This window comes from Streptomyces sp. NPDC001816 (assembly GCF_042892235.1).
Lineage (GTDB): Bacteria > Actinomycetota > Actinomycetes > Streptomycetales > Streptomycetaceae > Streptomyces.
In genome coordinates this window covers 366,250-386,000 of the sequence record NZ_JBIATY010000003.1, presented here as the reverse complement: position 1 = coordinate 386,000, position 19,751 = coordinate 366,250, and the positions used below count along the sequence as shown (strand labels likewise).

At 70.4% G+C, this 19,751-nt stretch carries 17 protein-coding genes and 1 pseudogene; 16 read left to right on the top strand and 2 right to left on the bottom strand.

All coding sequences use genetic code 11. The features are described from left to right. Nucleotides 1–139: 139 nt before the first annotated feature. The 5 genes from ACFYZZ_RS12790 to ACFYZZ_RS12770 all read left to right on the top strand — a co-directional run bounded on the left by ACFYZZ_RS12790 (nt 140) and on the right by ACFYZZ_RS12770 (nt 8,132). Nucleotides 140–1,693 (top strand): alkaline phosphatase D family protein, encoded by a 1,554-nt coding sequence (locus ACFYZZ_RS12790; protein ID WP_389174577.1) that lies wholly within the window; start codon nt 140–142, stop codon nt 1,691–1,693. A gap of 85 nt (nt 1,694–1,778) precedes the next feature. Then, on the top strand, nt 1,779–2,654 hold the full coding sequence (locus ACFYZZ_RS12785) for a hypothetical protein (RefSeq protein WP_389174574.1): 876 nt from the start codon (nt 1,779–1,781) through the stop codon (nt 2,652–2,654). 186 nt (nt 2,655–2,840) lie between these two features. Continuing rightward, on the top strand, nt 2,841–4,337 hold the full coding sequence (locus tag ACFYZZ_RS12780) for a D-ribitol-5-phosphate cytidylyltransferase (protein WP_389174571.1): 1,497 nt from the start codon (nt 2,841–2,843) through the stop codon (nt 4,335–4,337). Between the two features lie 199 nt (nt 4,338–4,536). Continuing rightward, the gene (locus ACFYZZ_RS12775) at nt 4,537–6,618 is read left to right on the top strand and encodes a hypothetical protein (RefSeq protein ID WP_389175737.1); all 2,082 of its coding nucleotides are present in this window, start codon (nt 4,537–4,539) and stop codon (nt 6,616–6,618) included. A gap of 299 nt (nt 6,619–6,917) precedes the next feature. Continuing rightward, nucleotides 6,918–8,132: a glycosyltransferase family 2 protein gene (locus ACFYZZ_RS12770; RefSeq protein ID WP_389174568.1), complete on the top strand. Its 1,215-nt coding sequence runs from the start codon at nt 6,918–6,920 to the stop codon at nt 8,130–8,132. 22 nt (nt 8,133–8,154) lie between these two features. On the opposite strand, the pseudogene ACFYZZ_RS12765 reads toward ACFYZZ_RS12770, so the two are convergent. Beyond that, nucleotides 8,155–9,288 (bottom strand): annotated as a pseudogene (locus ACFYZZ_RS12765) (polysaccharide pyruvyl transferase family protein). A gap of 117 nt (nt 9,289–9,405) precedes the next feature. Here ACFYZZ_RS12765 and proB point away from each other — a divergent pair. The 5 genes from proB to ACFYZZ_RS12740 all read left to right on the top strand — a co-directional run bounded on the left by proB (nt 9,406) and on the right by ACFYZZ_RS12740 (nt 14,254). Further along, nucleotides 9,406–10,512 (top strand): glutamate 5-kinase, encoded by a 1,107-nt coding sequence (proB, locus tag ACFYZZ_RS12760; RefSeq protein WP_389175735.1) that lies wholly within the window; start codon nt 9,406–9,408, stop codon nt 10,510–10,512. A 122-nt stretch (nt 10,513–10,634) separates the two neighbouring features. Beyond that, on the top strand, nt 10,635–11,063 hold the full coding sequence (locus tag ACFYZZ_RS12755) for a hypothetical protein (RefSeq protein WP_389174566.1): 429 nt from the start codon (nt 10,635–10,637) through the stop codon (nt 11,061–11,063). 89 nt (nt 11,064–11,152) lie between these two features. Then, nucleotides 11,153–12,439: a glutamate-5-semialdehyde dehydrogenase gene (locus ACFYZZ_RS12750; RefSeq protein WP_389174563.1), complete on the top strand. Its 1,287-nt coding sequence runs from the start codon at nt 11,153–11,155 to the stop codon at nt 12,437–12,439. 58 nt (nt 12,440–12,497) lie between these two features. Beyond that, the gene (locus ACFYZZ_RS12745) at nt 12,498–13,094 is read left to right on the top strand and encodes a hypothetical protein (protein ID WP_389174561.1); all 597 of its coding nucleotides are present in this window, start codon (nt 12,498–12,500) and stop codon (nt 13,092–13,094) included. Nucleotides 13,095–13,183: 89 nt separating this feature from the next. Next, complete coding sequence (locus ACFYZZ_RS12740; protein WP_389174560.1) at nt 13,184–14,254, top strand: hypothetical protein; 1,071 nt, start codon at nt 13,184–13,186, stop codon at nt 14,252–14,254. Between the two features lie 24 nt (nt 14,255–14,278). Here ACFYZZ_RS12740 and ACFYZZ_RS12735 read toward each other — a convergent pair whose 3' ends face one another. After that, on the bottom strand, nt 14,279–15,373 hold the full coding sequence (locus tag ACFYZZ_RS12735) for a M48 family metallopeptidase (protein WP_389174558.1): 1,095 nt from the start codon (nt 15,371–15,373) through the stop codon (nt 14,279–14,281). A 104-nt stretch (nt 15,374–15,477) separates the two neighbouring features. On the opposite strand from ACFYZZ_RS12735, the gene ACFYZZ_RS12730 reads away from it, so the two are divergent. From ACFYZZ_RS12730 to ACFYZZ_RS12705, 6 genes are all read left to right on the top strand, one after another. Next, entirely contained in the window at nt 15,478–15,642 is a 165-nt protein-coding gene (locus ACFYZZ_RS12730) for a hypothetical protein (RefSeq protein WP_389174556.1), read from the top strand. Between the two features lie 143 nt (nt 15,643–15,785). Next, on the top strand, nt 15,786–15,950 hold the full coding sequence (locus tag ACFYZZ_RS12725) for a hypothetical protein (RefSeq protein ID WP_389174553.1): 165 nt from the start codon (nt 15,786–15,788) through the stop codon (nt 15,948–15,950). 56 nt (nt 15,951–16,006) lie between these two features. Then, nucleotides 16,007–16,735, top strand: a complete 729-nt coding sequence (gene nadD / locus ACFYZZ_RS12720; protein ID WP_389174550.1) for a nicotinate-nucleotide adenylyltransferase — start codon at nt 16,007–16,009, stop codon at nt 16,733–16,735. 16 nt (nt 16,736–16,751) lie between these two features. After that, on the top strand, nt 16,752–18,446 hold the full coding sequence (locus ACFYZZ_RS12715) for a LytR C-terminal domain-containing protein (RefSeq protein WP_389174549.1): 1,695 nt from the start codon (nt 16,752–16,754) through the stop codon (nt 18,444–18,446). Between the two features lie 120 nt (nt 18,447–18,566). Further along, a complete protein-coding gene (gene rsfS / locus ACFYZZ_RS12710) occupies nt 18,567–19,010 on the top strand; it encodes a ribosome silencing factor (protein WP_386571855.1) in 444 nt (147 codons plus the stop codon). Next, nucleotides 19,010–19,678 carry a histidine phosphatase family protein gene (locus ACFYZZ_RS12705; protein ID WP_389174546.1) on the top strand — a complete coding sequence of 223 codons (669 nt, stop codon included), beginning with the start codon at nt 19,010–19,012 and terminating at the stop codon, nt 19,676–19,678. The genes rsfS and ACFYZZ_RS12705 overlap by 1 nt, the downstream gene beginning before the upstream one ends. Nucleotides 19,679–19,751 lie beyond the last annotated feature (73 nt).

Genomic DNA, 19,751 nt, shown 5'->3' with positions numbered 1-19,751 from the left:
TCCTGTGTCGCGGCGGGTCTTCTGTTGTCTGCCTGTTTGTCATGCACGCGAATGCTCTCGTTCAGCGGGCGGGACGTCCGGCCGTGGGAGCTTCCGAAGGTCCGAGCCCAAGAGGCCTCCGTGGCAAGGGAGTCAGCGAATGACCGGAGCATTACCGCCCGCCCGACGCCGCTTTCTGACCGCCGGTGCCGCCGTCCTCGGCGCCGCGGCCTCCGCCCAGCTCTGGCTGCCGGCCACGGTGGCCCGGGCAGCCCAAACCCCGCTGCCCGACGGGGTGTTCACCCTCGGCGTGGCCTCCGGCGACCCGCTGCCCGACGGCATCGTGCTGTGGACCCGGCTCGCCCCCGACCCCCTGCACGGCGGCGGCATGCCCGACGCGGTCGTCCCCGTGGAGTGGGAGATCGCCGAGGACGAGCGGTTCGCGAAGACCGCCCGCACAGGCACCGTGGAGGCCCGGCCCGAGTACGGGCACAGCGTTCACGTGGATGTACGGGGACTGCGCCCGGACCGCCCGTACTGGTACCGCTTCCGCGCCGACGGCCAGCTCTCGCCCACCGGCCGCACCCGCACCGCCCCCCACCCGCACCGCAGGGGCGGCTCGCTGTGCATCGCGCTCGCCTCCTGCCAGAACTGGCAGCACGGCTACTTCACCCCGTACGCCGACATGCTCGCCCAGGACCCCGACGTCGTGCTCTTCGTCGGCGACTACATCTACGAGTCCAAGCCCTCCGCCACCGCCGTACGCCGGCACGAGGGCAGCGACGAGCCGTACACCCTGGTCCAGTACCGCAACCGCTACGCCCAGTACCGCACCGACCCCGACCTCGCCGCGATGCACGCGAGCGCGCCCTGGGTGGTCACCTTCGACGACCACGAGGTCGACAACGACTTCGCCGGCGAGATCCCGCAGGACCCCGGCAAGCAGTCGCACGACGCGTTCGTGGCCCGGCTGACCGCGGCCTACCAGGCGTACTACGAGCACATGCCGGTCCGCGCCACCGCGATCCCGAACGGCCCGCACATCCAGATGTACCGCCGGCTGGAGTTCGGCCGCCTGGTCCGGCTCAACGTGCTCGACACCCGGCAGTTCCGCACCGACCAGGCGACCACCCAGGACGGCGCCGAGAGCCCGTCGATGACCATGCTCGGCGCCGAGCAGAAGCAGTGGCTGCTGGACGGGCTGTACGGCTCCCCGGCCCGCTGGAACCTGATCGCCTCGCAGATCATGATGGCCGAGACCGACCTGCTGCTCGGCGAGGGCAAGCTCTGGTACTACGACGCCTGGGACGGCTACCAGGCCGAACGAGGCGCCCTGCTGGAGGAGTTCGCCGACATCCGCAACCCGGTCGTGCTCAGCGGCGACCGGCACCTGACGATGATCAGCGACCTGAAAGAGGACTTCGCCGACCCGGACTCCGACGTCGTCGGCGCCGAGTTCGTCGGCACCTCCATCTCCAGCAACGGCGACCAGGACCAGGCCGCCTTCCACGCCCAGTGGGACCCGCTGATGGCGGACAACCCGCACTGGAAGGTGATCGACGCCCACCGCGGCTACCACCTCTTCGACATCCGCCGCGACGGCATCGACGCACAGGTCCGGGTCGTCGACACGGTGGTCAAGCCGCAGGCCACGGCGAGCACGCTGGCGCGGCTGCGGGTGGAGTCGGACGAGCCGGGCGTGCGCCTGGTCTGACAGGTGAGACCCAGGTACGTCCAGGTGAGACCCGGGTAAGCCTCTTACCGTCCGTTGGCCATGGAGACGGACTGCGAAGACCTCGGTGATCAGCAGCGAGTTCTTCGCCGACGCCCCCGACGACGGGACGATCACCCGGATCGTCGAGCAGCTCGGCGGCGACCGGGTGCACGCCCTGGTCACGCTGCGTCCGCTGGCGAGGATCATGCCCTCGCAGTGGCAGCAGTACGTGCAGAACGGGCTGCGCATGGGCTACGAGGACTGGCTGGAACACATGCTCCGCAAGCCGCCGTACGAGAAGCCGAACCCCAGCTTCTGGCAGCGGCACCGGCACGACCGGCTGGCGGAGCGCTGGGCCCGGATCGCCGGACCGGAACGTGTAACCGTCGTCGTGGTGGACGACCGCGACCGCGGCGGTCTGATGCGCACTTTCGAGACACTGCTCGGCTTGCCGGTAAATTTTCTTCATCCGGCCGCGGACACCGCTAACCGTTCTCTTACTTTGGCCGAGACCGAGATGCTGCGGAATCTCAATGTGGAATTCCGTGGCAATGGACTCCCCGAGGAGCTGTATTCCCGGCGTGTTCGCAACGGCGCGGTGCTGCATATGAAGAACACGTGCAGCCCGACGCCCCGGGACGTGAAGATCCCGACTCCCCGCTGGGCGGCCCGGGCGGCCGGTGAGAGCGGCGCGGAGATGGCCGAAAGGATCGGTACGCTCGCCGTGCGCGTCATCGGCGACCCGGCCTTGCTCTCGGCGGTGCCCGAACTCCCGTTGCCGGCTGGGCCGGAGCCGCGGATCTCCCCGGAAGCGGCGGCCCGCGCCCTGTACGGCGCGCTTGCCGCTGCCGCCTCAACACCCCTCGGTGCGACCCCTGCCCGGACCGTGCACCAGACGTCGTCGAAAGAGCTGGTCAGGGTGCTCGGACACCGCTTTCTGAAGCGGCTCGGGCGGCGCTGAGCACAGGCTGTGTACTTACTCACAGGAATTTCACAACCGTACGCGGCAACCATGTCCAACGATCCGGAGTCTAAGGTGAATGACGGGTTGCGCTCGCATAGGCAGGGGATGTCGTCCGCCTTGCATCCCGCTTATCGAAAGTGAGAGCCTTTCACGGTTCCCTGTCGTCCCAAGGTAGGTCAGCCTGTGTCCCAGCACATAGCCAAGCCCCGAACCACCGCAGTGATCCTGGCTGGTGGAACCGGTCAGCGCGTGGGTCTGTCGATCCCCAAGCAGCTGCTGAAGATCGCCGGCAAGGCAGTCATCGAGCACACCCTGACCACCTTCGAGAACGCCGAGTCGATCGACGACGTCATCGTGCTGATGGCGCCTGGCTATGTGCCGGACATCGAGAAGATCGTCGCCAAGGCCGGGTTCCGGAAGGTCAAGAAGATCATCGAGGGCGGCTCGACCCGCAACGAGACCACCGAGCGCGCCATCGAGGCCCTCGGTGAGGGCCTGGCCGAGGGCGAGGACCTCAACGTCCTCTTCCACGACGCGGTACGCCCGCTGCTGTCGCAGCGCGTCATCGACGACTGTGTCGTCGCGCTGGAGCGCTACCAGGCGGTCGACGTCGCCATCCCGTCCGCGGACACCATCATCGTCACGCGCACGCACGGCGAGGACGGCGAGTTCATCACCGAGATCCCGGACCGCTCCCGGCTGCGCCGCGGCCAGACGCCGCAGGCCTTCAAGCTGTCCACGATCAAGCGGGCCTACGAGGTCGCCGCAGGTGACCCCAACTTCCAGGCCACGGACGACTGCTCCGTCGTCCTCAAGTACCTGCCGGACGTGCCGATCCACGTCGTCGCGGGCGACGAGTACAACATGAAGGTGACGCAGCCGGTCGACGTCTTCATCGCCGACAAGCTGTTCCAGCTCGCCTCCACCGCCGCCCCCGAGCAGAACGGCGAGGAGGCCTACCGCGAACTCCTCACCGGCAAGACCGTCGTGATCTTCGGCGGCTCCTACGGCATCGGCAAGGACATCGCCGAACTCGCCGAGTCCTACGGCGCGCGCGTCTACGCGCTGGGCCGCTCCACCACCGGCACCCACGTGGAGAACCCGGAGGAGGTCGACGACGCGCTGTCCAAGGCGTACGCGGAGACCGGCCGGATCGACTACGTCGTCAACACGGCGGGCGTGCTGCGCATCGGCAAGCTCGCCGAGACCGACAACGCCACCATCGAGGAGGCGCTGAAGGTCAACTACCTGGCCCCGGTGCAGATCGCCCGGTCGTCGTACAAGTACCTGGCCGAGACCAAGGGCCAGTTGCTGCTCTACACCTCCAGCAGCTACACCCGCGGCCGCGCCGAGTACAGCCTCTACTCCTCGACCAAGGCCGCCATGGTGAACCTCACTCAGGCGCTGTCCGACGAGTGGGCCGGCGACGGCATCCGCGTGAACTGCATCAACCCGGAGCGCACCGCCACCCCGATGCGCACCAAGGCCTTCGGCCAGGAGCCGGCGGGTTCGCTGCTCTCCTCCGAGGCCGTGGCCGGCACCTCCCTGGACGTGCTGCTCTCCGAGCTGACCGGTCACGTGATCGACGTCCGTCAGCAGGACCCGACGGCGGGCGCCGCCAAGGCCTCCGGGTTCGAGCAGGCGCTGGCCTCCGTCCTGGACCGTCAGGACGGGGTGTAATAATTGCGGATCAATAGGATTTAGGAATCAGGCCTCTGCGGCGCTCACTCACCGGGCATTCGCAGGGGCCTGAGTCCGTACATCGCCGATGTCTTTACGCCGCTCGAATTATCGGCATCCCCGACATTACTGAACAAAACCGGCACTCCCTCCCAGAGCAGGTTTCTCTGTGATATCCACCGCTATTCGCGTCGCCCGGGTGGGCAGCGTGGCCGAGCTGGCCGCGGCGGCCCTCGTGATGCTGGGCTTCCCGGCGCTCATGCTGGCCGCGCTCGTCCCGAGCGTCTACGCCTTCGCGGCCGTGGCAGCCGTGACGTACCTGGCGGACCACTATCTGCACCGCAAGGGCAGCTACCTGATCAACCGCCTCAGCAAGGTCCGGGCCGGTCTGTCGATCCGGTTCCTGATCCGGCAGCTGCTGCTGATCCTGCTGCTGGCCCGGCTCGCGCACGCGAACGACCTGATCTTCTACGGCGCGGTCGCCTGCTTCATCGCCTTCTACGGCCTCCAGGCCCCGCACGGCGCGCTGGTCACCCTGATCCGCAACCGCCGCAAGATGCCGGTCGCCACCCGCAACGTCGACCTGAAGTCCCGCATCCGTATCCCGGACGCCCCGCCGCGCCGCCTGCTGCACCGCTCCGCGGAGAAGATGCTGCACCTCGACCTCTTCGCCGTCGTCGGCATCGTGCTCTCGGCGATGGTGGGCTCGGCCGTCGCCGGCTTCGTCGGCATCGGCCTCACCGTGGGCCTCGGCTGCCTGTACGTGCTGGTGCTGGTGCCGTACGTGCGCGGCACGAAGGTCCCGCCGAAGGCCGACGTCGTCCTCGCCGCCGTCGACGAGTGGCTGGCCGGCTACAAGCCGGAGACGGTCCTGTACTTCTCCGGCTCCAAGGACTCCGCGTACCAGGTCAACATGTGGCTGGAGACGATGGAGCAGCTGGAGACCCGGCCGCTGATCATCCTGCGCGAGCGCGCGATCCTGAACAACCTGGCGCCCACCACGGTCCCCGTCATCTGCGTGCCCGGAGGGGTGCACCTGATGAACCTGGACCTGTCGACCGTGCGCGTCGCCCTGTACGCGGCCAACGTCGGCAAGAACATCCACCTGCTGCGCGTGCCCACCATGAAGCACGTCTTCATCGGCCACGGCGACAGCGACAAGCTGGCCAGCGTCAACCCGTACAGCAAGGTGTACGACGAGGTCTGGACGGCCGGCCGGGCCGGCCGCGACCGCTACGCCATCGCCGACGTCGGTGTCCGCGACGACGACATCGTCGAGGTCGGCCGCCCGCAGCTGGCCCCCATCCAGAGCTGGCAGGGCGTGCCCGAGGGGCGTATCGCCACCGTTCTCTACGCCCCCACCTGGGAGGGCTGGGACGGCAACCCCGGCAACACCTCGATCGTGCTCGCCGGCGAGAACATCGTGAAGGCGCTGGTGCAGGCCGACCCGCCGGTCCGCGTCCTGTACAAGCCGCACCCCTTCACCGGCACCGTCAGCAAGGAGGCGGGCGCCGCGCACCAGCGCATCACCGCCCTGGTCGAGCAGGCCGCCGCCGAGCGCGCCGCCGACTCCCGCTTCAGCGCGGACACCGCCGAGCAGGCCCGGGCCGAGGCCGAGCTGGCCCGTATCGAGGCCCGCCTCGCCGAGCTGGCCGCCGCCGGCGGCCAGAAGGGCGACGAGGCCGAGGCCACCCGCGACGGCGTCGTAGACGTCCAGCTGCACGCGGAGATCGCCCGGCTGCGCGCCGAGTGGAACGACGTCTACTGGCGCTCCTTCCCCTCGTACGAGCACCGCGTCATCACGGGTGCCGAGCCGCGCCTGTACGACTGCTTCAACGTCTCGGACGCGATGGTCTCCGACATCTCCTCCGTGGTCTCCGACTTCATCGCGAGCGGCAAGCCTTACGCCGTTACCGACTCCGCCGATCTTGGCGTGGAGGAGTTCAAGCGGCAGAACACGGCCGTGCGCGCGGCGACGATCCTGTCCAACAGCGCGGCCGAGCTGGGCGGCCTGCTGGACGCCGTGCGCGACCCCTCCACCGACCCGCTGGCCGAGGACCGGGGCGAGCTGAAGCGGTACCTGCTGGGCCCGGACGAGCCGAAGTCCATCGACCAGTTCAACACCGCGATCGCCGACCTGGCCCTCAAGGCCGAGGCCCGCAACGTCGGCCAGGACTCCCGGCCGGTCGCCCAGAACGCCGACACCGCCGAGCTGACCAACGCGGTACCGGGCCAGCGCGGGGCGTCCGCCGGTGAGACGGACGGCGTTACCGCGGGCTGACCCGCCCCCCTGGCACGCGGCCCCCGAGGAGCACTCCTCGGGGGCCGCTGCCGTGTCCGGCCGTCTTGCGCGGCTCTTAACCACTGCTGAACCGCTCTTACTCCGGCTGCGTACTGTCTCGTACCGCCCGTCGTACTCCGTGTCTGTCCGCTTCCTGTGAGGGCGGCAGTGGTGTGACATGCGTCACTGATTACCCGCTGTGAGGCAACCGCTTCCCACAGGTGCCCGTCTATCAGGTTGCGTGAGGCGATACGGGGGAAATGTTCCGCTGACCAGCGGGAAAGCAGCAAGGGGGAAACGTGACCGTCGTGACGCAGCCTGATGTCACCGTGATCATCGGGGCGTACGAGGCGATGCCGTACCTGGTCGAGTGCCTGGCATCCGTCGAGGCACAGACCATCGACCCGGCACGCATGGAGGTCATCGCGGTCGACGACGGCTCGACGGACGGCACCGGGGAGTACCTGGAGGAGTTCGCGGACCGTGCCCTCATGCCGGTCACCGTCATCCGCCAGGAGAACTCCGGCGGCCCCAGCGGACCGCGCAACGTCGGCCTCGGCAAGGCGGCCGGACGCTATGTCTTCTTCCTGGACGCCGACGACCGGCTCGGGCCCGAGGCCCTGGAGCGCATGGTCGCCATGGCCGACAAGAACAGCACCGACGTGGTGCTCGGCAAGGTCGAGGGCATCAACCGCACCCCGCCGAAGTCCATGTGGGGCAAGACCCTCGACCGGACCGACGTCTTCTCGTCCAACATCAAGTTCACGCTCAGCGCGCAGAAGCTGTTCCGCCGGGCGCTGCTGGAGAAGCACGGCATGCGGTTCGACGAGTCCCTGTGGACCGGCGAGGACGCGCTGTTCACCATGGAGGCCTATCTGCGGGCGGACGGCGTCTCGGTGGTCGCCGACCACCCCTGCTACTACCTGGTCGGCCGCGAGGACGGCAAGCACGTCACGAAGACCGGCAGCTACACGCTCCGCTTCGACTCCGCGCGCGCCCTGATGAAGCTGATCGCCGACATGGTCCCGGCGGGCGACAAGCGCGACACCCTGATGATCCGGCCCTTCCTCATCACCCTGCTGCCGCAGTTCGGGCCCAAGTTCCTGACCGACAGCGAAGAGGTGCGCCGGCACAAGTTGGAGCTGGCCAAGCCGCTGATGGACGCCCACTGGACGCCCGGGGTGGCCCGCCGGCTCAAGGTGCACGAGCGGCTGCGGTTGCACCTCGTGGCCATGCAGCGGCCCGAACTGCTGCTGGACGTCGTGAAGTTCGTCAAGGACAAGAGACAGGCCGCCGCGATCCTGGAGAAGCGCGGCACCCGCGTCTACCTCGTCTACCCGCACTTCCGGTCCAAGGCGGCCGGCATCCCCGACCACGTCTACCTTGCCGAAGCCCGCGAGGCCCGGGCCTTCGAGGGCTACCGGGAGGCCGCCGCCAACTCCTTCCTGCGTCGGGCGCTCAGGAAGATCCGGCGGATGCTGCCGAGCGGAGGATTCGGAGCGGCGGCGACCTGAGGGCCCCCGCCGGCCGGGGGAGTCACTGCTTGCCGGACTGCAGCGCCCGGCGCAACGGCCGGCCCACCACGCGGCGGGCGCGCCGGTAGACGGAGGCGCTGGGCGCGGGCACGCCGTCCTGGGCCTTCCTCGCCCGCGCCAGCTCCCGGCGCAACTGGGTGTTGTCCTGCGTCAGTTCGCTCACCCGGTTGTGCAGCCAGCCGAACCGGCTGCTGAGCGAGGCGAGGTCGGTGTCGTTCCAGGGGCGCACACCCGGCGGGAACGACAGCGAGTCCATCTTCTTCTCGAAGGCCGCGCCGCCGTCGCCGTGCGTGAAGGTGTTCTGCAGCCCGTTGCGGTCCAGGAAGCCGGTGAACCGCTCGAAGCGCTCCCGGTGGTTGCCGACCAGAGCGCCGAAGTCGGCCTGCTCGTACAGCCGCGCCGGGTCGGCCGCCTCCGGGTCCTTGGCGACCTGGTCCAGCCGCTGGTGCGGGATCTCGAAGTACCGGCACAGCTCCAGCGTGCGCGAGTCGCCGCACAGCACCGTCGCGGGCGTCCCCGCGAGCAGCGCCGCGATGTTGCCGTGGATGCGCGAACCGAAGGAGAAGTCGAAGGGGCGCTGTGCGAACCGTTGATCGCGATCCGCGACTCGGCGGTCAGTGCGGCACCCGCTTGCGCACGTCGAGTTCGCTGCCGTACAGGAACAGCGACGGGCAGCCGATGACCTCCACGTCCCGGAAGCCCATGTCCCGCAGGTACTGCTCGGTGAACTCGCCGCGCACCCCGATCGAGCTGCTGCGCTCCAGTACCGTCGCGCAGAACTCGCGCACCGTCGGCTCGATGCTCTTCAGCCGCGCCGGGTCGTAACTCACCCCGGTCTGCGCGCCGACGCCGAGGACCACGACCGGGATCCTCAGCCGGGTGATGAGCCGGGTCAGGCGCTTCAGCGCGGTCTCGAAGGACGGCCGGAAGGCGTTGGCGAGCGGCACGACGAAGGCGTCGTACTCCGCTTGATGCGCGCGGCCGCGGCCACCTCGGTCCGTCCGCCGTTCGAGACGACCTCGGTTCCCGGGACCTCGAGGATCTTGTGCGCCGCGTCCTGGAAGACCAGGTTGCCCGCGTTGCAACCAGTACGACCTTTCTGCCGTACGCAAGCGGTGAGCAAGCGGTTACCCACCGCCCGTCCGGAGGCTGGACCGGTGCGCGGCGCACGGCCCCCTTCGCGTAGATTGCCGCACAGCAGCCGGAACCGGGCGAGGGGACAGCAGGCAAGGTGGCAAGGGCAAGGCAGGCCGTGGGCGAGGCCCGCAGGATCGTCGTCAAGGTGGGCTCCTCGTCGCTGACCACCGCCGCGGGCGGCCTGGACGCCGACCGCGTCGACGCGCTGGTCGACGTCCTCGCCAAGGTCCGCAGCGGGGGAGAGAAGGAGATCGTGCTGGTCTCCTCGGGCGCCATCGCCGCGGGCCTCGCACCGCTGGGCCTGCGCCGCCGCCCCAAGGACCTGGCCCGCCAGCAGGCCGCCGCAAGCGTCGGCCAGGGACTGCTCGTCGCCCGCTACACCGCCTCCTTCGCCCGCTACGGCGTGCGCGTCGGACAGGTCCTGCTCACCAGCGACGACATGAGCCGCCGCGCCCACCACCGCAACGCCTCCCGCACCCTGGACAAGTTGCTGGCCATGGGCGCCTTCCCCATCGTCAACGAGAACGACACCGTTGCCACGGACGAGATCCGCTTCGGCGACAACGACCGCCTCGCCGCCCTCGTCGCCCACCTCGTCCACGCCGACCTGCTGGTGCTCCTCTCCGACATCGACGGCGTCTACGACGGCGACCCCAGCAAGCCGGGCACCTCGCGGATAGCGGAGGTGCGCGGGCCCGCCGATCTCGAGGGCATCGAGATCGGCAGCGCGGGCAAGGCCGGCGTCGGCACCGGCGGCATGGTCACCAAGGTCGAGGCCGCCCGGATCGCCGCCGCCGCGGGCATCCCGGTGGTGCTCACCAGCTCCGTCCACGCCGCGGAGGCGCTGGGCGGCGGCGACACCGGCACCTTCTTCCACCCCACCGGCAAGCACTCCGGCGGCCGCCTGCTGTGGCTCCAGCACGCCTCCGCCCCGCAGGGCTCGCTCACCCTGGACGACGGTGCCGTCCGCGCGGTCGTGGAGCGGCGCAAGTCGCTGCTGCCCGCCGGAATCGCCGCCGTGGAGGGCGAGTTCAGCGCCGGCGACCCCGTCGAGCTGCGCGACGGCACCGGCCGCGCGGTGGCCCGCGGGCTCGTCAACTTCGACGCCAAGGAAATCCCCCAGCTGATCGGGCGTTCGACCCGGGAGCTGGCGCGCGAGCTGGGGCCGGCGTACGAACGCGAGGTCGTACACAGGGACGATCTGGTGCTCCTGCACCCGTAAAAACGGGCCGTAACGACGGCCCCCGGTGGGGGACGTTCCGTAAAACCGCCCCGCGGAGCCTTGGGGCCTGCTCAACTTTGTCTCAGGAACACGTTCCCGAGCGCTGCGTGAAGGAGGCCGTCGTGAGACGAGTGCGCCCTGGGGCGGCGGCGTCCCGCGGTGCTCTGACGAGCGTTGCGGCCGGGGGCACCTACGAGGAGCCCAGGGACCTGCCCCGCCTCTGGCACGTCACCCTCAGCGTTTCCGGGCAGGAGGTCCCCCTCAAGGATCTGCGGCGCGCCCTGGAACAGCTGGCCCATGACCACCCCTTCCTGCTGACCAGCAGATACGCGAACGACCACGCGGAGATCCGCTACTGGGAAGAGGCCCGCGACCTGCACGACGCCGCCGCCGTGGCCCTGCGCCTGTGGGGCGAGCACCGCCAGACCGCCGGACTCCCGGCCTGGGAGATCGTCGGCCTTGAGGTCATCGACCGGGAGACCTACCACCAGCGCATCGCCGAGGGCTACGGCCCGCCGCCCGCGACTCCGGTAGGGGTTCATCCCTTCTGAGGTCGTACGGGTGTCTGTGCCCCCTTGATCCCGTCTCGGGGTGTGGAACGAGCGATGGACGGCCCCGTCCGGCGCACTACCCTTCCCTCATGACCACGCTCTCGCCTTACGACTCCATGTCCCCGGTCACCCAGGCCGCCTACCGGGCCAAGGCCGCCGCCGCCGACCTCGCGCCGCTCCCGCGCGCCGTGAAGGACGACGCGCTGCTCGCCATCGCGGACGCCCTGGAGGTCCGGACCGGCGAGATCGTCGAGGCCAACGCCAAGGACGTGGCCAAGGCTCGGGAGAACGGCACCAGCGAGGCCATCGTCGACCGGCTCACCCTCACCCCCGAGCGGGTCCGCGCCATCGCCTCCGACGTCCGCGACGTCGCGAAGCTGCCCGACCCGGTCGGCGAGGTCGTCCGCGGCTCCACCCTCCCCAACGGCATCGACCTGCGCCAGGTCCGCGTCCCGCTGGGCGTGGTCGGCATCATCTACGAGGCCCGCCCGAACGTCACCGTCGACGCCGCCGCCCTCTGCCTGAAGTCCGGCAACGCCGTCCTGCTGCGCGGCTCGGCTTCCGCCTACGAGTCCAACAGCGCCCTCGTCCGGGTGATCCGGGACGCCGTCGGCGGCGCCGGGCTGCCCGCCGACGCCGTCCAGCTGGTGCCCGGTGAGAGCCGCGACTCGGTGCGCGAGCTGATGCGCGCCCGGGGCCTCGTCGACGTGCTCATCCCGCGCGGCGGCGCCTCCCTGATCCAGACCGTGGTCAACGAGTCCACCGTCCCCGTCATCGAGACCGGCACCGGCAACTGCCACGTCTACGTCGACGCCCGGGCCGACATCGACATGGCGATCGAGATCCTCATCAACTCCAAGGCCCAGCGGGTCAGCGTCTGCAACGCGGCCGAGACCCTCCTGGTCCACCAGGACATCGCCCCCGAGTTCCTGCCGCGCGCCCTCGACGCCCTCGCCGAGGCCGGCGTCACCGTCCACGCCGACGAGCGCGTCATGGCCTACGCCAAGGACTCCAAGGCCACCGTGGTCGAGGCCACCCCGGAGGACTGGGAGACCGAGTACCTCTCGTACGACATCGCCGCCGCCGTCGTCGACTCGCTGGACAAGGCCGTCGAGCACATCCGGCTGTGGACCTCCGGCCACACCGAGGCGATCGTCACCACCTCCCAGCAGGCCGCCCGCCGCTTCACCCAGCTGGTCGACTCCACCACCGTCGCCGTGAACACCTCCACCCGGTTCACCGACGGCGGCCAGTTCGGCTTCGGCGCCGAGATCGGCATCTCCACCCAGAAGCTGCACGCCCGCGGCCCGATGGGCCTGCCGGAACTGACCAGCACGAAGTACATCGTCACCGGCGACGGTCACGTGCGCCGCTGACGGCGCTGGCGAAAAGGCGTCTCAGCAGGCGGATGAATTTCCATACCGTCTGCCCAAATTGACCCCCCAGGTCTACTCTGGATCCGTGCCGGAGGACGTGGGGGGCACGCCGTTCCCTGACGGCTGGGAGCCCGACGACGACCACGACCACGGGGTGTCGGACGAAGAGTTCGCCTCCGTGGTCTTCGATGAGGCCTTCGTGCAGGCGGCCGTGGTGCACGAGCCGACCGCCGTGGAACGCCTCCTGGCCGCCGCGCAGGCAAGAGCCGAGGCCTCCGAGGCAGAAGCCCGCCGCGCCCACGCCAGAGGCGAGCGCTACGACGACGCGTACGGCCCCGAGGGTACCGATTTCGGTCATGATCGGGACGACGAACTGGACGACACCTACGTCCTCGGCGACGGCCGCGGCTTCTTCGGGACGCACGGCAAGCAGGTCCGCTGGCACCGTCCCGTCGCCTGGGTGCTCGCCCTCGTGATGGGCATCGGCATGGTCGCGCTGGCCTTCGCCGCCGTCTACCGGGGCGCCTCCTCGAACACCCGCGACCGGGTGCCGTCCCCCGCCGCGACCGGCCTGGAACAGGGCGCGGCATCGCCCCCCTCGGCCTCCGCCGACTCCAACCCGCCGGCCGTCTCGGCCTTCCCGCGGACCCCTTGAACTCCCGTACCGGCACCTGTTGAGAACCTGTCAGAAGTTGTCGCGTAGCGGGGCGTTTACCCGAGGCCCACGAGACCTACTCTGAAAGTATGGGCGGGCCTGGAGACCCACCTGAGGGGACACCCGAGGGCGGCCCCGGAGGTGGAGAGGACGAGTACCGATCCGTCGTCTTCGACGAGTCGTTCGTTCGCGCTGCCCGCCTCCAGGAGTACTCCGCACAGGAGCGCATGGGCGACCACGCGCCCGCCGTGCGCCGCCGCCCGCACCTGCGCCGGGGACTGACCCGGCAGCTCCTGGTTCTCGTCCTGCTGCTCGCCGTCGCCTTCGGCACCGCGATCTACATGGGCGTCCGTCACCCGTACGGCTCACCGCAGGCCCGGCGCTCCGCCGAGGCCCTGCGGATGACCGTCATCCCGCTCGCACCCCAGGGCAAGGTGCCCGGTGGTGCCGACGCCGAGCTGCTCTACGCGCACAGTCCCGCCCGCCAGTTCGAGGTCGGCGCCGCCGGGATCCCGCTGCCGGCCACCCGCAGCACCCCGCACTTCTCCGACAGCCAGGTCACGGCCGCCCTGAGCATCGCCAGGACCTACCTGGTCCGCTCCTCCCTCGACCCCGACGTGCTCACCGGCCGCCAGTCCCGCCCGGCCCGGGCCCTCCTCGACTCCGAGCAGCTCGACCAGTTCGACCAGAGCTTCGACCACCCCGCGGCGGACGGCCGCCACGCCCCCACCGGCTGGCTGGTCCGCCTCGACCCCTCCCGCGCGCAACTGGCCGACGACCGGATCCGCGTCCAGGGCACCCTGCAGGCCGACGAGACCGACGCGGCCACGCTCGAGGTCAGCGCCGACACGATCTTCGTCTACGCCCTGCGCCGGACCGGCGCCGCCGCCGACGCGCCCGTGTCGCTGTTCACGGTCCGCCGTGAGATGACCTTCCACTTCGACAGTGACGCACTGCGCGTGGGCCAGCTCCAGCTGGTCACCTCCTACGCCCAGGCCGGCCCCATGTCCTGCGCGGAGGACGCGACCTCCTACCTCCACCCCCTGCTGGCCGGGGAGACCGCGAGGGCGGGCGGGCCGGCGGGGACCGACCCCTATGCGACGGACAGTGCCACCGCGCTGTGCGGGACGCTGGCCGCCGGGGCTCAGCCGACGGGGTGAGGGTGCGTTGTCAGGGAGTTGCGGTCACTCCTCGTCCTGCGGCGGGGTGTCGGCCGGCGCGTCCTTCGGCGGAGCCGGGCTCTTGAAGCCGTCGAAGCCCCGGCGGACTCGGCCGCCCAGGCCCGCCGTGCCGCCCGCCAGGTCCGTGACCAGTTTCATCAGCGGGTCCTTGGAGGTCTTCACGTCGTCCTTGTAGCTCGCGGCGGACTCGCGGAAGGAGTCGCTGACCGAGGTGTCCTTGTCCTCGGCGCGCCGCGGGTAGTGGCCGTCCATGATCCGCTGGTAGTCCCGGGACTCGGACCACTTCTTCAGCTCGGCCGCCCGGATGGCGGCGAAGGGGTGCGAGCGGGGGAGCACGTTGAGGATCTTCAGCACGGAGTCGCGCAGATCGCCTCCCGCCTCGTACTCCTCGGCCTGCTCCAGGAACGCGTCCACGTTCATCTCGTGCAGGTGGTTGCCGCCCGCGATCTTCATCAGGCCGCGCATGGAGGCCTTCGGGTCTTGCCCCACCAGCAGCCCGGCCCGGTCCGAGGACAGCTCCGACTTGCGGAACCACTCCCGCAGCGCCGTCACGAGCGCCATGATCGCGAAGTTGCCCAGGGGTATCCAGGCGACCTTCAGCGCCAGGGTGGTGAGGAACAGCAGGATCGTGCGGTACACCGCGTGCCCGGACAGGGCGTGGCCCACCTCGTGCCCGACGACCGCCCGCATCTCCTCCTCGTCGAGCAGCTCGACCAGCCCCGTGGTGACCACGATGATCGGCTCGTCCAGGCCGATGCACATCGCGTTCGGCTGCGGGTCCTGGTTGACGTACATCGGCGGGACCTTCTCCAGGTCCAGGATGTAACAGGCGTCCAGCAGCATGTCGTGCAGATGCTTGAACTGCCGCTCGGAGACGCGCACCGAGTCGGACAGGAACAGCAGCCGCAGGCTCCGCTCCGGAAGCAGCCCGCTGAGCGCCTTGAACACCGTGTCGAAACCGCTCAGCTTGCGCAGCGCCACCAGGGCCGACCGGTCGGCCGGGTGCTCGTACGCGCGCGAGGAGATCCCGGGGAAGCGCCTGCGCTGCCTGCTCGGCACGCGCTCGTGCCCCGTCTGCTCGCGGCCGTCGTCGGACATGTCATCCCCCATGTGCGTATGAGTGCCTCACTGTGCCCCCGAGGCAGGAGCCAGCCTAGGCGGAGATACCGTGGACGGGCAGTGCAGCCGAAGGAGTCCACGTCATGGAGCACCACCCCGCAGCCGCCTGGCTGACCGAGGCCGCCGGCGGTGCCGTCCAGCAGCATGGGTCGGGGAATCTGCTCCGGGTCGTCCTGATCGTGATGGTCTTCGGCTGCGCACTGACCGCGTGGTTCCTGCTGCGCGGCTACAAGCGGAAGGACGACTGACCGCCGGCGAAAGTTCCCTCGCCGACGGCCGAACCGCGCCCGCGCCCGCACCAACGGCGGAGTCGGGGTGATCGCCGCCGGGCCGCCCGCTTACGATGAGCCGACGTCTTTATCCCGCCCACACGCGATAGGTCCTGCCGAAGATGAGCTTCCACAGCGCCGCAGCCCAGTTGGTCACCCTCGCCGCCGGGGGCGAGGAGCACGGCGGCAACCACGACAGCCTGAACCCCGCCGTCACCGGCGGCAGTGCCCTCGTCATCCTGCTTCTGCTCCTGTGGATCACCACCCGCTTCAACCGGGACCGCTGACCCGGGACCCCGTCCCCCGCCGGGGCCCTCAGGTGGGGCCGGTAGGGTCTGCACGCATGGGAGAGCAGGACATGCCTACCGGCCCGGCGCACGAGACGGCCGCACCCGCGGCCGCCGACGCCATCCAGCACGCCGGAACGGCGGCAGGCACGGTGAAGACCCCGGCCCACGGCCCGGGCAGCGGCCCCGCCCACTCGGGCAAGCGCCGCCTCGGCGTCATGGGCGGAACGTTCGACCCGATCCACCACGGACACCTGGTGGCGGCCAGCGAGGTCGCGGCGCAGTTCCAGCTGGACGAGGTGGTGTTCGTACCCACCGGCCAGCCGTGGCAGAAGACCCACCGCAAGGTCTCCCCGGCCGAGGACCGCTACCTGATGACGGTCATCGCGACCGCCGAGAACCCGCAGTTCTCCGTCAGCCGCATCGACATCGACCGCGGCGGCCCCACCTACACCGTGGACACCCTGCGCGACCTGCGGGCCCTCAACCCCGCCACGGACCTCTTCTTCATCACCGGCGCCGACGCCCTCGCCCAGCTGCTGACCTGGCGCGACTCGGAGGAGCTGTTCTCCCTGGCGCACTTCATCGGCGTCACCCGGCCCGGCCACCACCTGACCGATCCCGGCCTGCCGGAGGGCGGTGTCACACTCGTCGAGGTGCCCGCGCTCGCCATCTCCTCGACGGACTGCCGTGCGCGAGTCGCCAAGGGCGAGCCCATCTGGTACATGGTGCCGGACGGAGTCGTGCGCTACATCGACAAGCGCGAGCTGTACCGCGGCGAGTGAGCCGAGAGGGGCACCGGTGAACGACCGATACGACGCGGGGTACGGAGACGGCCAGTACGAACTCGTCGGTTACGACGAGTACGGCCGGCCGGTGTACCAGCAGGTCCCGGCACAGCCGTCTCCGCAGCAGCCCTACGACCCGTACGCCCAGCAGGGCTACGGCTACGACCCGTACGCCACCGGGCAGCAGCCGGCTCAGCCCTACGGCACCGGCAACGAGCGCCCCGCCCCGTCCTACGACGCGTACGACACCGGCCGCCAGACGCCGGCCCAGCCCGGCTCCTCCTACGACACCTACGGCGGCGGCAGGGGCGCGGCGAACGCGTACGACCCGTACGGGCAGACCGCGACCAGCGGGCAGCACCCGCGCGTCGCCGAGCAGACCGCCTACATCCCGCAGCAGGCCGGCCCGGCCGGCGAGCCGGAGCCCCAGGCCGAACGCGAGTACCACACCGGGCAGTTCGCCTTCGTCGAGGAGCCGAGCGACGACTCCGAAGACGTCATCGACTGGCTGAAGTTCACCGAGAACCGCACCGAGCGCCGCGAGGAGGCCCGCCGCCGCGCCCGCAGCCGGATCGTCGCCCTGTTCGTCGTCCTCGCCCTCGTCGCCGTCGGCGGTGTCGGCTACCTCTGGTACGCCGGAAAGCTGCCCGGCCTGTCCTCCTCCGGCTCCAAGTCGGGCACGGCGACGCCGGCGGCCGCCCAGAAACGTGACGTGATCGTCGTCCACCTGCACATCACCGGCAAGGGCGGCACCTCCACGGCGCTGCTGGTCGACAACACCACCACCGAGCAGGGCACGACCGTCCTGCTGCCCAACTCCCTCGCGCTCGCCGGCGACGACGGCAGCACCACGACCCTCGCCAAGTCGGTCGACGACGACGGCGCCTCCGGCACCCGCGACCAGCTCGACACCGTCCTCGGCACCAACATCCAGGGCACCTGGCGCCTGGACACCCCGTACCTGCAGAACCTCGTCGACCTGGTCGGCAACATCGACATCGACACCGACACCGACGTACCCGACCCGGACGCCAAGAAGAAGGGCACCGCGCCGCTGGTCCACAAGGGCAAGGCCCAGACCCTCAGCGGCAAGGCGGCCGTGGCCTACGCCACCTACCGCGCCTCCGGCGAGGCCCAGAACGCCCAGCTGGAGCGGTTCGGACAGGTCATGCAGGGCGTGCTGCGCAAGATCTCCTCGGATGCGCAGGGCGCCACGGTCACCGTGCAGACCCTCGCGCAGATCCTCGACCCGCCGCTGACCGACAAGGACCTCGGCGCCTTCCTGGCCAAGCTCGCCGACCTCGCCAAGGGCGGCGACTACAGGACGGCCCTGCTGCCCGTGCAGTCCGACGGCACGCTGAGCGCCCGGACCAGCGACAGTGTGGTGAAGAACATCCTCGGCGGCACCGCCAAGAGCCCCGACGCCGGCTCCGCGGTCCGGGTCTCCGTCCAGAACGCCACCGGTGTGAAGGACAACACCGAGAAGGCCCGCGTGGTCCTCCTCAACGGCGGCTTCACCTTCCTGGAGGGCGGCACCGCCTCCGCCGCCCGGACCACCTCGCAGGTGCTCTACGCCGACGCCGCCGACAAGGCGAACGCCGCGGAGGTCGCCAAGACCCTGGGCCTGCCCGCCGGCTCCGTGACCAAGGGCACCGTCTCCTCCGGCGCCGACGTCTCGGTCGTCCTGGGCAGCAACTACCGGCCCTGACCACCGGCCCGCCTCTGACAGCGGCCGGGGCACCCCGTGTGATCCGTTAATCACATGGGGTGCGCCCGGCGGTCCGTGAGACCCTTGGTGTCAAGTGACCCCTTGACGGAAAGCCATGTAGTGACCGCCACTGATCGTTCCCTTGAGCTCATCAACACCGCCGCCCAGGCGGCGGCCGACAAGCTCGCCCACGACGTCATCGCCTACGACGTCAGCGACGTGCTCTCGATCACGGACGCCTTCCTGCTGGCCTCCGCGCCGAACGACCGCCAGGTCAGGGCGATCGTCGACGAGATCGAGGAGCGCCTGCAGAAGGAACTCGGCGCCAAGCCGGTACGCCGCGAGGGCGACCGCGAGTCCCGCTGGATCCTGCTCGACTACGTCGACATCGTCGTCCACGTCCAGCACAGCGAGGAGCGCGTCTTCTACGCCCTGGAGCGGCTGTGGAAGGACTGCCCCGAGCTCGAGCTGCCCGCCGACGCCAAGGCCACCCGCGGCAAGGCCGAGGAGCACGCCAAGCTGCAGGCCGCCGAGGTCGCCGACGAGCCGGGCGGGGAGTGGTGATGACCGCCACCGCCGAGGTGAGCGACCGCAAGGACCGGGGCCGCCGCATCATCCTGTGGCGGCACGGCCAGACCTCGTGGAACGTGGAGCGCCGCTTCCAGGGCACCACGGACGTCGAGCTGACCGAGACCGGCCTCGGCCAGGCCCGCCGGGCCGCCCGGCTGCTCGCCTCCCTGGGCCCCGACGCGATCGTCTCCTCGGACCTGCAGCGGGCCGCGAAGACGGCCGCCGAGCTGGCCACCCTCACCGGCCTCGACATCGTCCGCGAGGAGGGCCTGCGGGAGACCTACGCGGGCGTCTGGCAGGGCCTGACGCACGAGGAGATCATCGCCCGGTACGGCGAGCAGTACGCCGCCTGGAAGCGCGGCGAGGCGGTCCGCCGCGGCGGTGGCGAACTGGAGACCGAGGTCGCCGACCGCGCCGCCCCCGTCGTGCTGCGGCACGCCGAGAAGCTGCCCGAGGACGGCACCCTGGTGGTGGTCAGCCACGGCGGCACGATCCGCACCACCATCGGCCGGCTCCTCGGCCTGGAGGCCCAGTACTGGGAGAGCCTCGGCGGCCTCTCCAACTGCTGCTGGTCCGTGCTCGGCGAAGGCGCCCGCGGCTGGCGGCTGCTGGAGCACAACGCGGGCACCCTCCCGGAGCCCGTCCTCGGCGACGACGACTGACCCCTGACCCCGGATTTCACTTTCCGGCAGGTCACAGGCTAGAGTTCTTCTTGTTCGCCCCGCTGAGCGGGGC

Coding starts and splice junctions, on each gene's coding strand:
- ACFYZZ_RS12790 (WP_389174577.1), top strand. CDS start 140: ATGACCGGAGCATTACCGCCCGCCCGACGCCGCTTTCTGACCGCCGGT.
- ACFYZZ_RS12750 (WP_389174563.1), top strand. CDS start 11,153: ATGACCACGCTCTCGCCTTACGACTCCATGTCCCCGGTCACCCAGGCC.
- ACFYZZ_RS12740 (WP_389174560.1), top strand. CDS start 13,184: ATGGGCGGGCCTGGAGACCCACCTGAGGGGACACCCGAGGGCGGCCCC.
- ACFYZZ_RS12735 (WP_389174558.1), bottom strand. CDS start 15,373: ATGTCCGACGACGGCCGCGAGCAGACGGGGCACGAGCGCGTGCCGAGC.
- ACFYZZ_RS12730 (WP_389174556.1), top strand. CDS start 15,478: ATGGAGCACCACCCCGCAGCCGCCTGGCTGACCGAGGCCGCCGGCGGT.
- ACFYZZ_RS12725 (WP_389174553.1), top strand. CDS start 15,786: ATGAGCTTCCACAGCGCCGCAGCCCAGTTGGTCACCCTCGCCGCCGGG.
- nadD (WP_389174550.1), top strand. CDS start 16,007: ATGGGAGAGCAGGACATGCCTACCGGCCCGGCGCACGAGACGGCCGCA.
- ACFYZZ_RS12705 (WP_389174546.1), top strand. CDS start 19,010: ATGACCGCCACCGCCGAGGTGAGCGACCGCAAGGACCGGGGCCGCCGC.